This window comes from Vibrio sp. D417a (assembly GCF_030248595.1).
In the GTDB taxonomy this organism is placed as follows: Bacteria; Pseudomonadota; Gammaproteobacteria; order Enterobacterales; family Vibrionaceae; genus Vibrio; species Vibrio alginolyticus.
Map to the genome: position 1 here is coordinate 250536 of NZ_JAHGAM010000011.1, position 14498 is coordinate 265033.

Consider the following 14498-nt stretch of genomic DNA (forward strand, 5'->3'; position numbering starts at 1 on the left):
ATACATCTCATATCCTTTAATCAAATGGGGGTACTGTTATACCCCCACAAGGAATTAAAGGTCAAATTTCACTTCGTCTAATAGCTTAATTGCCGCTTCGTGGTTGGCTGCAATATCGTCTAGAGAAAGCTTGTCTGCTTTAAAGTCACCCCAAGATTCCACAAGCTCAGAACGCTTCACGCCTTCTTTAACTGGGTACTCATAGTTAACTTCTGCGTACATTTGCTGCGCTTTGTCACCCGTTAGGAATTCCATTAGCTTCACAGCATTGTCTTTGTTTGGAGAGTACTTCGCCATCGCCATACCAGAGATATTCACGTGAGTGCCTGTAGTCTCTTGGTTAGGGAAGTTGATGTAAACTGCATCAGCCCAAGCTTTTTGCTCTTTGTCGTTAACCATTTTACCTAGGTAGTAGCTGTTACCTAGAGAAACATCACATAGGCCTTCTTTGATCGCTTTAACTTGTGCACGGTCGTTGCCTTGTGGTTTGCGAGCAAGGTTTGCTTTCACGCCTTCCAACCACTCTTTGGTTTCTGCTTCGCCATTGTGAGCAATCATTGCTGAAACTAGAGAAACGTTGTACGGGTGCTTACCGCTACGAGTACAAATTTTACCTTTGAACTCTGGCTTAGCTAAGTCTGCGTAGTTGAAATCTGCGCCTAGTTTACCTACGCGATCACGTGATGAATAAACGCTACGAGAACGTAGAGTTAGAGCAAACCACTCATTCTCTTTATCTTGGTATTGAGCAGGTACGTTTTCTTCAATGATTTTGCTATCGACTTTCTGAACTAAACCTTTGTTTGTCAGTTCAGCTAGACGGCTGATGTCTGTCGTAAGAATAACGTCAGCAGGGCTGTACTCACCTTCTTGAGCTAGCTTTTCTGCTAAGCCTTTTTTAGCAAATTTTACGTTTACTTTGATGCCAGTTTCTTTAGTGAACTCATTGAACATAGGTTCAACTAGGAAAGGTTGACGGTAAGAGTAGACGTTCACTTCTTCAGCAGCCATTGCTGTTGGAGCTAGAGTAGCGCAAGTTAGTGCTGAAAGAGTTAGCAGTTTTTTCATTGTTTAATCCTTTACCATGCTAATGATAACGTTTATCAGTTGCGTTATTATATGTATGTTCAATAAGAAGACAATGACGAATATTAAAAAACCTGCTCATCGGAGCAGGTTTTATTGTGTTAAGTGTGTAACCATTTATTACAAGCTAATGATTATTTCACCGTAACAAACTCTGGGTAAGCACCAACACCACAATCATGCATGTCCATACCTTCCATTTCTTCATCTTCTGTAACGCGAATCCCAACGGTTGCTTTCAAGATTGCCCACACAACTAGGCTGGCACCAAATACCCAAGCAAAGATAACTACGGCACCTAAAAGCTGTGCACCAAACGTTGCATCACCGTTGCTCAGTGGCACTACCATTAGGCCGAAGAAACCACACACACCGTGAACTGAGATAGCACCTACTGGATCGTCAATTTTAAGTTTATCTAGAGCAATGATACTGAATACTACTAGTGCACCCGACACCGCGCCAATCGCAACCGCGTACAGTGGTGATGGCGATAGAGGGTCTGCAGTGATGGCAACCAAGCCAGCTAGCGCGCCATTGAGAATCATCGTTAAATCGGCTTTACCCCAAGTAGTTTTACAAACGAATAGCGCCGCAATTGCACCGGCAGCCGCTGCTGCGTTAGTGTTTAGAAAGATCTGACCTACCGCTGTAGCATTCTCAAAATCTGAAACCATCAACTGAGAGCCACCGTTAAATCCAAACCAGCCAAACCAAAGGATAAAAGTACCCAACGTTGCCAAAGGCATGTTAGAACCTGGAATCGGATAGATTTCACCATTTTTACCGTACTTACCCTTACGCGCGCCAAGCAGTAACACACCAGCAAGAGCAGCAGAAGCACCAGCCATATGTACGATACCAGAACCCGCAAAGTCACTAAATCCAGCTTCTGCTAGGAAGCCTCCACCCCATGTCCAGTAACCTTCCATTGGATAGATAAACGCAGTTAAAATCGCAGAGAAAATCAAGAAAGACCAAAGCTTCATGCGCTCAGCTACCGCACCAGAAACGACGGACATGGCAGTTGCAACGAAGACAACTTGGAAGAAGAAGTCAGACTCTAAAGAGTGGTCGGCCCCTTCACCTTGAGTACCAATTAGCGTACCAAATGAAGGTAACCAGCCTCCTTCTCCATTATCGACATACATGATGTTATAACCGACAATCAGAAACATCGTACATGCGATAGCGTACAAACAGATGTTCTTCGTAAGAATTTCTGTTGTGTTTTTAGAGCGCACAAGGCCAGCCTCTAGCATCGCAAAGCCTGCTGCCATCCACATTACCAACGCACCGGAAATGAGGAAGAAAAAGGTGTCAAGTGCGTAACGTAACTCGGTTACTGTTGTTGCTAATTCCATAATAAGTATCTCCAATCCTTTGAATTCTTAAAGTGCTTCTGCGTCCATTTCGCCAGTTCGGATACGCACCGCTTGGTTCAGATCGTAAACAAAAATTTTACCGTCGCCGATTTTTCCGGTTTGCGCAGCTTTTGTAATTGCTTCAACAACGCGATCTACATTGTCTGCGTGAGTCGCGATTTCAATTTTCACCTTTGGTAGAAAATCGACTTGATACTCTGCACCGCGATACAATTCCGTGTGACCTTTTTGACGACCGAACCCTTTAACTTCTGATACTGTCATCCCTTCGATACCGACATCAGCCAATGCTTCTCGTACATCGTCTAATTTAAACGGCTTAATAATGGCATTGATTATTTTCATTGAGTTATCTCCGAAGCTTTCATCCTGAAACACTTCTTATAATCCAATCTACGTGCCAAGTTTTTAAGTTATTGAATAATAAAAACTAACCTCAATTTACATATCTATAAACAAAAAGGGCGCACCATATCGGTGCGCCCTTTTCACAAATTTAAAGCAACGGCAGAGAAGTTACCCAAAACTGTGCATTAAATGTTCAAAAAGTCTTTCCACTGTTCGATAAGTGCCATGAAATCCTCTATCCCACAACTTGCTGTACTTTCTGCATTGTAGAAGTCGAACTCACTTTCCATCTCGACATCATATTCATGGGCTAATGCGTTTTCTTGTACAAGAACTTCGTCGCCCTGAATCATCAAGCTAATTTCCGTGCCTGTTAGGTTATGCTCCTGAGAAGGCGCTGAAAATGACCGCTCAATTAGCTTTTCAACCTGTGCAATCTTCATCGGATCTTTGCCAATTTCTTCTTGCAACCAGCGCCCTACAATCTCATGTCCCATGCTACATTTTACGTAGTACTCGCCCATCAACGTGTTACGAATGAATTCAAATTCCACCGAGATTGCCTATTTCGTATCAATTTGGTGCGAGTATAGCGAATTGCTCCCATAAAAAAAGCACCTCATATGAGGTGCTTTCGAATTGTGCATTTCTGATTATGCCGGTTCTTGGAAGATCACTTCGTCCGCTTTCTTGGTGTATTGATCCATTTTATGGAAGTTCAAGTAGCGGTATGTATCCGTTGCCGTAGCGTCGATTTGCTTCGCGTATTCTAGGTATTCTTCTTTGGTTGGAATCTTACCTAGAATTGCACCTACTGCAGCTAGCTCAGCTGACGACAGGTAAACATTCGCACCAGTACCCAGACGGTTCGGGAAGTTACGCGTTGAAGTCGACATTACTGTTGATTTATCTGCAACACGCGCTTGGTTACCCATACAAAGTGAACACCCTGGCGTTTCAATACGCACCCCTGCACGTCCGAAGATACCGTAGTAGCCTTCTTCAATCAGTTGGTCTTTATCCATCTTTGTTGGTGGCGCTACCCAAAGGCGCGTTGCTAACTGGCCATTGAACTTATCAAGCAATTTACCTGCTGCGCGGAAGTGACCGATGTTCGTCATACAAGAGCCGATGAACACTTCATCAATCGCTGTGCCTTGTACTTCAGACAACAAACGAGCGTCATCTGGGTCATTCGGTGCACATAGTACTGGCTCATTGATTTCAGCCATATCGATTTCAATCACATGTGCGTATTCAGCGTCTTTATCTGCTTGCATCAGCTCAGGGTTTGCTAGCCACTCTTGCATTGCAGTAATGCGGCGCTCGATAGTACGGCGATCACCGTAGCCTTCAGAGATCATCCACTTCAGCATCACGATGTTAGAGTTTAAGTACTCTTCGATCGACTCTTGAGACAATTTCACAGTACAACCTGCCGCAGAACGCTCTGCAGATGCATCAGAAAGCTCAAATGCTTGCTCAACCGTTAGCGTTTCTAAGCCTTCAATCTCAAGGATACGGCCAGAAAATTCGTTGATCTTGCCCGCTTTTTCTACCGTTAGTAGCCCTTGCTGAATCGCGTAGTAAGGGATGGCATGAACAAGATCACGCAGTGTAATACCCGGTTGCATTTCACCTTTAAAACGAACCAAGATTGACTCTGGCATGTCTAGCGGCATAACGCCTGTCGCAGCTGCAAAGGCAACCAAGCCCGAGCCAGCTGGGAATGAAATACCCAGAGGGAAACGAGTATGTGAGTCACCACCCGTACCAACAGTATCCGGCAGTAGCATACGGTTCAGCCATGAGTGGATAATACCGTCACCAGGACGAAGAGATACACCACCGCGGTTCATAATAAAGTCCGGAAGTGTATGGTGAGTGTTAACGTCTACTGGTTTTGGATAAGCCGATGTGTGACAGAAAGACTGCATGACAAGATCAGCAGAGAAGCCGAGACACGCCAAGTCTTTAAGTTCATCACGAGTCATAGGGCCAGTAGTATCTTGCGAACCTACTGTCGTCATTTTCGGCTCACAGTAGGTACCAGGGCGAATGCCTTCTACGCCACACGCTTTACCAACCATTTTCTGTGCAAGCGTGTAACCCTTGCCAGAATCTGCGATTTCACCAGGTTTACGGAATACGTCCGAAGGCTCAAGACCTAGAGACTGGCGCGCTTTGTCTGTCAAACCACGACCGATGATCAATGGGATACGACCACCAGCACGAACTTCATCAATCAGTACTTCTGTTTTTAGCGAGAACTCAGCTAGAACCTCACCAGTTTCGTGGTTGCAAACTTTACCTTCATATGGGTAAACATCGATAACATCGCCCATGTTGAGCTTAGTTACGTCAACTTCAATTGGTAGTGCGCCAGCATCTTCCATTGTGTTAAAGAAGATAGGGGCAATTTTGCCACCAAGCACATACCCACCAGCTCGTTTGTTTGGAACGTAAGGGATATCATCACCCATAAACCAAAGCACTGAGTTGGTTGCCGATTTACGTGAAGAGCCAGTACCAACAACATCACCAACGTAAACCAATTGATGACCTTTGTCTTTTAACTCTTCAATTTGCTTGATCGGGCCAATAGTACCCGGTTGATCAGGGTTTATTCCTTCACGCTCGTTTTTAAGCATCGCCAGTGCGTGTACTGGAATATCAGGGCGAGACCAAGCGTCAGGTGCAGGTGAAAGGTCATCCGTGTTCGTTTCACCTGTTACTTTAAATACGGTTAGAGTGACTTTTTCTTCAAGCTTAGGCTTAGAAAGGAACCACTCAGCATCAGCCCATGATTGAAGTACTTTCTGTGCATGCGCATTGCCTGCTTTTGCTTTCTCTTCTACGTCATAGAAAGCATCAAACATCAGCAGCGTATGAGACAGCGCTTTTACTGCGATCTCTGCCAGTGCTTCATCATCCAATAGCTCAACTAGTGGCTCGATGTTGTAACCACCTTGCATAGTGCCTAGCAGTTCAGCCGCTTTTTCACGACTCACTAATGGTGATTTAACTTCACCTTTTGCTACTGCTGTTAGGAAACCCGCTTTTACATAAGCAGCTTCATCAACACCTGGAGGGATACGGTTTTCAAGTAGGTCAAGAATGACTTCTTCTTCACCTTGCGGGGGATTTTTCAGAAGTTCTACAAGTCCAGCAACTTGTTCTGCGTCTAGCGGTTTAGGAACAACTCCTTCAGCAGCACGCTCTTCGACGTGTTTACGGTAGGCTTCAAGCACGACTTTTTCCTCTCATTGCGGTTCCTCCTCTATTATTACTATTGTTAAAGTAAAGGAGTGAACATCCTTGGAAACTTGGCTCTCCATTGCCCTTGTTTTCATTCAATTATGATTGAGAAACAGCGCCGTAGAGGCCAAACTGTGGGCAAAATAATAGCAAATTTAACCTTAAATTAAAATCTTATCATTTTGACCAACATAGCAACTTACGACTAAAGTTCTGCTAATTTTGACCAAATATGCCAAGTTTTTGCTTTCTCATACCCGGTTAATTAAACGATGTTCCTACGATCAAATACACAGCATCCAAATCTTGCTCAGTACGACCGTATGCCAACATTATTGGTCCTATTGGTGAGTCAACACCAAAGAAGATGGAGCCAGCATTGTAAAGCGGCGCTTCGTTTAGTTTCAGATCATTATCAGACCAAACACCGCCATATTCGACCGATGCGCCCAGGTAGACTGGAGCTTCAAACAATCCGAAATCATTATCAAACCACTTATATCGGTACACCAAACTGCTGAAAAATAAGTTCTGTCCGATCAGGCTATTTCTTGGGATTCCCGATAGGCTTAAGAAGCCGCCCAACTCTCTGGGATCAAGCGGTAAAGATGAGTTTTTACTCTCTACAAAACTATATTCAGCATGTCCGACTAAAGTATGACGCTGATGACTCACTGCACCTTTAAATCGTGCAGAGATTTCATAAACGGTATCTTCAATAATTTTGTCAGTCTCTAAAAGGCTAACGCCTTGAGGACTTTGATCATGAGACACTAAATATTCGAGATCGACTAACAGTCCACGAGTCGGAAATGCGAAATCATCAAGTGTATCCAGACGATAGTTGGCAAACAGGCCACGACGTTCAAAATCCAATTTACCAGCAGAAGCCAAAGTAGAAAGCTCAATATCTCCGGTTGAGTAGCGAGCGCCAAATCGAAGTTCTTGCCACAATGTGGGTTGGATACCTATCGCTAACTCTGTTGTAAAATCATCGTAAGTGACCGGAAAAAAGTCATTTACTGACTCTAAATCTGGTGCTTGAGGCTCTGTTAAAGGTAAGTTTCGGCTCTCACTGCCATAGGAAATACGCCCAGATACAAAAAGTTCTTGGCTAGATAAAACAGGGGAATACAACTCAGCTTCAATCAGCTTATCCGTGCCCATTTCTACGTTGAACGCCAACTCCGCGCCATGAGAGTTTAAATTGGTAAAGTTGGTCGATATTCCTATGCCGTACTGGCTATCTGTATCGAAGTCATCTTCAAGAAAAAATCGGAAGTTGAGATAATTAGGCCCCCACGACTTCTCGTTAACATCAAAAACCAACAATGTCTCACCATCCACCTCTTCAAAGTGATAAGTGATGAGCTCGAACCTATCTAACGCGTAGAGGTTTTCAACGGCTTTCTCAATTTCGGCCGTTGAAATACGACGTCCGGTTTCTAATTCAATACGATTCGTCAATAGCACATCGCTGTAGTGCGTGTTATTTACAATCACAATGTCATCAACCACACGCTGATCGCCATAAATCAAAGTTTTACGAACTTCTTGTTTGCGATCGATGTATTTTTGATAGTCCGCGTTGGACAAGCGTAACTCTTTCAGCTTATCTTTTAACTGCTTGGTAATATCGTACCCAGCTTGAAAAGCCCAAGGCATTTTGTCGAACTCGACGGTTTCCATGGTGCCCACATTGGGACGAATATAGATATCTTGAGGTTCAAGCTCGTCCACTTGCTGTTGTGTACTACGACGAACGAGATAGTTAGAGAGTTGATCCGCGACAGTAAACAGCCCCGTAAATTCATCTTCGGTTTTGTAATCGGTGCTAATATCGACGGCAATAACGACATCAGCTCCCATGGCGCGAGCCACATCGACAGGCATGTTATTGACGACGCCGCCATCGACAAGCATATGACCATTGAGCTTATAGGGAGGAAGTGCTCCTGGTACAGACATGCTAGCCATCATGGCATCAACAAGGTAACCATTACCCAGTACGACTTCTTCTAGGGCAAGAATATCAGTCGCAACAGAACGATAAGGAATGGCAAGCTCATCAAAAGAATCGAATCGCCCTAAGTTCCCTGTAGTCTCACGCAATACTCGCAACATGTTCTGGCCTTGCACCACACCCGTTGGTGCTCGTACCTCACCGAACCTTAAGCCGAGGTCGGTATTAATTTGATAGCGGTCTTCATACTCTTTGTCACGAACTCGACGTTGGCTACGGTCAACACGATCTCGATAACCGCTGCCCCAATCGACGGTGTAGATAAAACTCTCAATTTCATCAGCACTCATCCCCGTGGCATAGAGCCCACCCACATAGGCGCCCATACTGGTACCGGTCACAATATCGACAGGGATCTGCATTTCTTCCAATGCTTTTAAAACCCCAATGTGTGCCGCCCCTTTCGCTCCGCCACCAGCGAGCACAACCGCCACCTTTGGTCGAGGTTCCAAGTCATCCGTTTTTGTTAGAGAGTTTGCGAGGGAAACAGAAGGAGTGATCATCAAAAAGGTACTAACCCAAAGCGCAAAGTTGCGAACCGATGGGCTTGATAACAGCTTTTTGAACATTCACTTCTTCCTTTATTGAATATCTGATCAAGTAGGGCGTGCTAGCAGTACTGTACTAACACGCCCTAATATGTACTAAGAATTAATCAGATAAACAAGCTAATGTTGTTGATTTGGCGATGCTACCAATCAAATATGCTATTTAACCAGTTTGATTTCTTCTCACACTGTTGCTTTATCTGACCGGTTTTATCCCAAACCGGCAGTTTGTAATCACTACGGCAGTTCATTTCTAAACCTCCATCAGATGTAGGCTTGAACCCTAATGTGGTGATTTCTCTTGGCCATGGGAGCTCTAAGCGCTCAGGAATACGCTGCTTCAAGTACTCTGCGTACACTCGTAATGCACCACTCGACCCCGTTAGATTCACGGGTTTATTATCGTCGCGGCCTAGCCAAATTGTCGTCACCTCACGACCATCAACACCGACAAACCAACTATCGCGGTTGTCATTACTGGTACCCGTTTTTCCTGCCAATGCAGCCCAACCAAACTGGCTTTGTAAGAAGCGGCCAGTGCCTTGAGCAACCCCTTGTTTCATCGCGTAGGTCGTTAGCCATGCAGCTTGTTCATCCACGGCTCTTGATGAACGAGGCAAGGATTGATACAGCACATTACCTTCCATATCCATGACTGAGCGCAGAGCGGTCAGTTTTGCACGCTTACCTGAATTCGTCAGAGTCTGATACATCTGTGCGACTTCGAATGGCGTCAAAGAAAACGAACCCAAAAACATCGAAGGCACTGGGCGAATTTCGTCTTTGTTCACGCCCAAACGCTCTAAAGTATTGGACACTTCAGGAATGCCAAGTGCCATACCTAAGCGCACGGTTGGTACGTTAAGTGATTTCGCTAAAGCAATGTAAAGTGGCACATCACCACGATATTTTCTATCGTAGTTGCGCGGCGTCCACACGTTACCTTTACTGCTCTTCAGACTTAACGGCGTGTCGTGTAGCGTCGTGCCTAGGTTGTATTTATCCGGTTGTTCTAGAGCCGTTAAGTAAATCGCTGGTTTCACTAAAGAACCAATTGGACGACTGGCATTGAGCGCTCGGTTAAAGCCTTCATAACCGACACGTTTACCACCAACCATCGCACGGATTTCACCACTATGGCGATCAACGGCCACAGCAGCGGCTTCTAACTCTTTACCACCCCGTTTAGCTAGTTCTGGGATCTTTTTCGCGATAGCTTGTTCCATTTTGCTTTGCGATACTGGGTCCAGAGACGTAAACACGCGCAGTCCGGTCTCTGCTTTAAATCGCTCCCCAACTTTTTCTTTTAATTCAATGCTCAATTGTTGGAAATAAGCTGGCTGACGGCTCGCAATACGTGGCTTGCTTTGCGTATCGAGTGGACGACTTACAGCTTGTTCATACTGCTCTGAAGTCAACATGTTTTGCTGCATTAACAGGCGCAGAACGAGATCACGACGCTCTTTCGTTCTCTCAGGGTAACGAATTGGGTTGTAGTAAGACGGTCCTTTTACCATCCCAACTAACATCGCCAGCTGATCGATTCGCAACTCCTGAATTGGCTGCCCAAAATAGTAACGCGACGCCAAGCCAAACCCGTGGATCGCTTCACCTCCACTTTGACCTAGGTACACTTCGTTGAGGTAGGCTTCTAAGATACGATCTTTGCTGTAACGGTAATCCAAAATTAGCGCGATATACGCTTCTCGAACTTTACGCCACAGTGTTTTATCACGAGTCAAAAACAGGTTTTTTGCCAATTGCTGAGTCAGCGTACTACCACCTTGAACAGTACGACCGGCCTTAATGTTCGCAACCAATGCACGTGCAATCGCCAGCGGTGACACCCCGTCATGTTGATAAAAATCCCGGTCTTCGGTCGCAAGCAGTGCATCCACTAAAATTTCAGGGAACTGATCACGACGTAAGAAAAGACGCTGTTCATCACGGTCTTTCTCCAGCATGCCCAACATCTTCGGTTCTAGGCGCAAGTAACCAAGGTCTCCTCGAGATTCTAAAGACTGAATACGTTGCAAGCCGGAATCAGAGAAATGCAGCATAATGTGACGATCCGGCTCGGGACCATCGGCAAACTCGAATGGACGGCGAATCAATTCAATCCGAGTGGAAGAAGAGGAATATTCGCCTGGGTAACGAGGTTGACTCACTTTACGGTAATTCAACACATCTAGCTCGTTGCGCAGTTCTTGGATGGTGATATTCTCACCAGGGCTTAGATTCAAGATACGGGCATAAACTACCGTTGGCAGCTCAAACAGCTGGCCTTCAAAGCGTTCTTTCACCACACTATCTAAGTAAATCCCAACAAACAGCAAAACAGCGGCAAGTGCAACGCCAGCTTTCCAGCTAAACGACCACAGAACTTTCAACCACGAACGTTTCTCGTTAGTCGGTTTTTTACTCGGCGTACGTCGAGTCTGTTTTGCGGTTCCTTTATTGGTTGTACTTTTCTTCGCTGGCGCTTTTTTCGCGCTAGGCTTCTTGCTGTCAGTCATTATTCAATTGTCTTTTTGTTTTCGTTGTTGCTACATGATTGGCAGGATCATCTGGCCAAACGTGTTTTGGGTAGCGCCCTTTCATCTCTTTTTGAACGTCTTTGTAGCTTCCGTTCCAGAAAGCCGCCAAGTCCGACGTTACTTGCAATGGACGTTGTGCCGGTGAAAGCAGTTCAAGCACCAAACGCTTGCGGCCAAGAGCCACCGTTGGGGAACCACTCTCCCCAAATACTTCTTGCATACGCACCGATAATATCGGCTCATGGCCATATTGGTAACGGATACGCTTCTTTGAACCTGTGGGCAGTTGGTAATGCTCAGGTAACCATTCATCCAGTTGTTGATTGAGTGGCCAACCTAATCGAGCATTAAGTGCTTCGACCAAGTTTATCTTGCTCAGGTCTTTAACCGAACTGACAGACGTCATGTATGGTTCTAACCACTCCTCTAATGAATCCAGCAAACTGGCTTCATCAAACATTGGCCATGACTGCTCAGGTAACCATTCCACCGCACAACGAATCCGAGCCAACAAGCTCTCCGCTGCCGGTGTCCAGTTTAGACTCTGTAAGCCCTGGCGGCGGACATACGTGAGTAAAGCTTGTGTCATTTTTTCTTTGCCCGGGCTTGGCAACGGCTCGCGTTCAACGACCAGCAGACCGAGTTTTGTTTGTCGCTCAGCTATTAGACGGCCTCTTTTTTCATCCCAGTCCACTACTTCTTCAGACGAAAATAGCGTATCAAAGGTCGTTCGCAATATATTGACATCCAATTCACATGCCGAATGAATTTGACTTGAATTAGAATGAGAACGCATTAAGTCAACGGCAACCAAATACTCACAGCCACCTAGCATGTCTTCCTGACGACATTCTGCACCATGACCATTAGCCAAAGTAAATCGCCCAAATTGATTTGTGCGCTGCTGTGCAATGCGATCTGGAAATGCCAAACTTAACACCAGCGGTAATGCATCTTCATCCACGCCTTTCAGGTCAAATACCGTATCCAATTTGTACGCCAGAGATTGAGCACGCTTGAACAACATCGACTTTTTTGGATGAGTACCAACAAGCCAACGATGCAAGCTATAAGCGATATTGGTAACATTTCTCTCTGGCTCTTCAATCAGTGCGACCGCCGCCAAAGCAGCATTTAACATCTTATCACTGTAAGATTGCGCTTTAATTAGCATCGCAGCCGCACGAGGCTCAACGCCTAGTTCATGCGCCTGTTTTCCTTCGGACGTTAATTGCCCTTTTTCCGTCAGTAGTCCCAATGACACCAATAGCTGCTTCGCTTGTTCCAATGACGCATTAGCGGGAACATCAAGCCACTTTAGATCGTGGATATCACTCGCTCCCCAAAAGGCAAGCTCCATAACTGAACTAGCTAAATCGGAATGCAAAATTTCGGGTTGGGGAACCAGCGGTTGCTGCTTGAACTGGTTTTCAGAATAAAGACGAACACAAATGCCCTCTTCTATTCGTCCCGCTCGTCCTGTACGCTGAATCGCTGAAGACTGTGCAATGCGTGTTTGCTCTAAGCGTGTTAAACCGTTTTTCAAATCAAAGCGGGCAATACGCTCTAACCCAGAATCAACGACGAGGCGAATGCCTTCAATCGTTAGTGAAGTTTCTGCAATGTTGGTCGCTAGAACGACTTTACGCTTACCTTGTTCTGCTGGCGTAATCGCTTTTTGTTGATCTGCAAAGCTCAGTTGACCATAAAGTGGGCATACGTCGATATCATCCGCTAAATGAGACAACCGCTCTTCAACTTGTTTTATGGCACCAACACCCGGTAGGAAAGCTAACAAAGATCCAGACTCTTTGTTCATAAGACTTTCTATTGTTTTTGCCATACTCGTAGGTAAATGCTCGTTCACACCTAACGGCTGGTAGCGCATTGCCACATCAAAGCTGCGCCCTTCAGATTCAATGTAACTGGCTTCCGGCAACAACGATTGTAATGCTTGTTGGTCAAGCGTTGCCGACATTACCACCAGCTTGAGATCGTCTCGCAATGCCTCTTGAACTTCTAAACTGAATGCCAAAGCGGTATCGGCATGAATGCTGCGTTCATGAAACTCATCAAAGATCAGTAGATCAACCCCATCCAGTTCAGGGTCAGTTTGGATCATCCTGGTCATGATCCCTTCGGTCACGATCTCCAGCTGCGTTGCAGAACTTACCTTTGCCTCGCCACGAACTCGATAACCCACGCGTTGACCAACTTGTTCTCCCAATTGCTCAGCAAGATAACGGGCAATGTTACGCGCCGCGAGTCGTCTTGGCTCAAGCATGATGATTTTTCCAGCAACCGAATGATTTAAGAGTAACTGCAAAGGGAAGTAAGTCGACTTACCGGCACCAGGCGCCGCTTTTAAGATCACTTGATGTTGATTTTTGACCGCCGTCAGCAACTCAGGCATCACGGCTTCAATCGGCAATTGTGACAAAGGAAATACCTTATGGTGTAATGGTGGCAACATTGTACATAAAAAATTTTTTGTCTAAATAAGCAAATGCATTTCACACCCGCTTTAGAGTCCGCCACTCTACTCAAACGTTATAAACGCTTTCTTGCCGATATCGAGCTCGATACTGGTGAAATCCGTACAATCCACTGCGCAAATACAGGTGCAATGACGGGTTGTGCAACGCCCGGAAACAAAGTTTGGTTTTCTACTTCCGACAACCCGAAACGAAAATACCCCAATAGTTGGGAGTTGAGTGAGACCGAACAAGGCCACCGTATTTGTATCAACACCGCGCGTGCCAATCAATTAGCCGTAGAGGCTATTGAAAATAATGTCATTTCAGAGCTTTATGGTTATGACACACTTCAAACTGAGGTGAAATACGGCAATGAAAATAGCCGAATTGATATCTTGCTCAGCGCAGACGACAAGCCAAAGTGCTATATAGAAGTGAAAAGCGTCACTCTTCTTGATGAGACCGACTCTACTGGACAAGGATACTTCCCAGATGCGGTCACGACTCGGGGACAAAAACACCTGAGAGAGCTCACAGAAATGGCACAAAATGGAAGTAGAGCCATACTTTTATTCACTGTTTTACATTCAGGTATTGAAAAAGTATCCGCGGCGCACCATATAGACGCGAAATATTCACTATTACTCAAACAAGCACAAGACGCTGGAGTGGAAGTTCTCTGCTACAAAGCTGAACTGAGCGATACTGGAATGAAGCTGATTTCCGCTATTGATTTTATCAATTAAGAGAAAAAATGATGTCGTCTTCACATTGACGATAACTTTGCGATTCAGTATTTGCTTGCACCGCCTCTTTTTGCTATAGATACCCGCCTT

9 protein-coding genes are annotated in these 14498 nt (G+C 45.3%); 1 reads left to right on the top strand and 8 read right to left on the bottom strand.

Features of this window, described 5'->3' with window-relative positions; all coding sequences use genetic code 11:
• Nucleotides 1–54: 54 nt before the first annotated feature.
• The 8 genes from KI742_RS12920 to hrpB all read right to left on the bottom strand — a co-directional run bounded on the left by KI742_RS12920 (nucleotide 55) and on the right by hrpB (nucleotide 13625).
• On the bottom strand, nucleotides 55–1068 hold the full coding sequence (locus KI742_RS12920) for a Fe(3+) ABC transporter substrate-binding protein (RefSeq protein WP_005386566.1): 1014 nt from the start codon (nucleotides 1066–1068) through the stop codon (nucleotides 55–57).
• A gap of 152 nt (nucleotides 1069–1220) precedes the next feature.
• Nucleotides 1221–2450 carry an ammonium transporter gene (locus KI742_RS12925; RefSeq protein WP_047102648.1) on the bottom strand — a complete coding sequence of 410 codons (1230 nt, stop codon included), beginning with the start codon at nucleotides 2448–2450 and terminating at the stop codon, nucleotides 1221–1223.
• A gap of 27 nt (nucleotides 2451–2477) precedes the next feature.
• Nucleotides 2478–2816: a P-II family nitrogen regulator gene (locus KI742_RS12930; protein WP_005386570.1), complete on the bottom strand. Its 339-nt coding sequence runs from the start codon at nucleotides 2814–2816 to the stop codon at nucleotides 2478–2480.
• 188 nt (nucleotides 2817–3004) lie between these two features.
• Complete coding sequence (locus KI742_RS12935) at nucleotides 3005–3373, bottom strand: YacL family protein (RefSeq protein WP_017635908.1); 369 nt, start codon at nucleotides 3371–3373, stop codon at nucleotides 3005–3007.
• A 99-nt stretch (nucleotides 3374–3472) separates the two neighbouring features.
• Entirely contained in the window at nucleotides 3473–6070 is a 2598-nt protein-coding gene (acnB, locus tag KI742_RS12940; protein WP_005380009.1) for a bifunctional aconitate hydratase 2/2-methylisocitrate dehydratase, read from the bottom strand.
• A gap of 268 nt (nucleotides 6071–6338) precedes the next feature.
• Nucleotides 6339–8669, bottom strand: a complete 2331-nt coding sequence (locus tag KI742_RS12945) for a patatin-like phospholipase family protein (RefSeq protein WP_033905586.1) — start codon at nucleotides 8667–8669, stop codon at nucleotides 6339–6341.
• 122 nt (nucleotides 8670–8791) lie between these two features.
• Nucleotides 8792–11164: a penicillin-binding protein 1B gene (mrcB, locus tag KI742_RS12950; RefSeq protein ID WP_005380020.1), complete on the bottom strand. Its 2373-nt coding sequence runs from the start codon at nucleotides 11162–11164 to the stop codon at nucleotides 8792–8794.
• Nucleotides 11157–13625, bottom strand: a complete 2469-nt coding sequence (gene hrpB / locus KI742_RS12955; protein ID WP_167415433.1) for an ATP-dependent helicase HrpB — start codon at nucleotides 13623–13625, stop codon at nucleotides 11157–11159. Before hrpB ends, mrcB begins: the two co-directional genes overlap by 8 nt.
• Before the next feature lie 66 nt (nucleotides 13626–13691).
• Between hrpB and sfsA the strand changes: the two genes are divergently transcribed.
• On the top strand, nucleotides 13692–14408 hold the full coding sequence (sfsA, locus tag KI742_RS12960) for a DNA/RNA nuclease SfsA (protein WP_005380023.1): 717 nt from the start codon (nucleotides 13692–13694) through the stop codon (nucleotides 14406–14408).
• Nucleotides 14409–14498: the final 90 nt, after the last annotated feature.

Excerpts from the sequence above, each read along its gene's own strand:
- KI742_RS12930 (WP_005386570.1), bottom strand. The coding sequence starts at position 2,816 with ATGAAAATAATCAATGCCATTATTAAGCCGTTTAAATTAGACGATGTA.
- KI742_RS12925 (WP_047102648.1), bottom strand. The coding sequence starts at position 2,450 with ATGGAATTAGCAACAACAGTAACCGAGTTACGTTACGCACTTGACACC.
- KI742_RS12920 (WP_005386566.1), bottom strand. The coding sequence starts at position 1,068 with ATGAAAAAACTGCTAACTCTTTCAGCACTAACTTGCGCTACTCTAGCT.
- sfsA (WP_005380023.1), top strand. The coding sequence starts at position 13,692 with ATGCATTTCACACCCGCTTTAGAGTCCGCCACTCTACTCAAACGTTAT.
- KI742_RS12945 (WP_033905586.1), bottom strand. The coding sequence starts at position 8,669 with ATGTTCAAAAAGCTGTTATCAAGCCCATCGGTTCGCAACTTTGCGCTT.
- mrcB (WP_005380020.1), bottom strand. The coding sequence starts at position 11,164 with ATGACTGACAGCAAGAAGCCTAGCGCGAAAAAAGCGCCAGCGAAGAAA.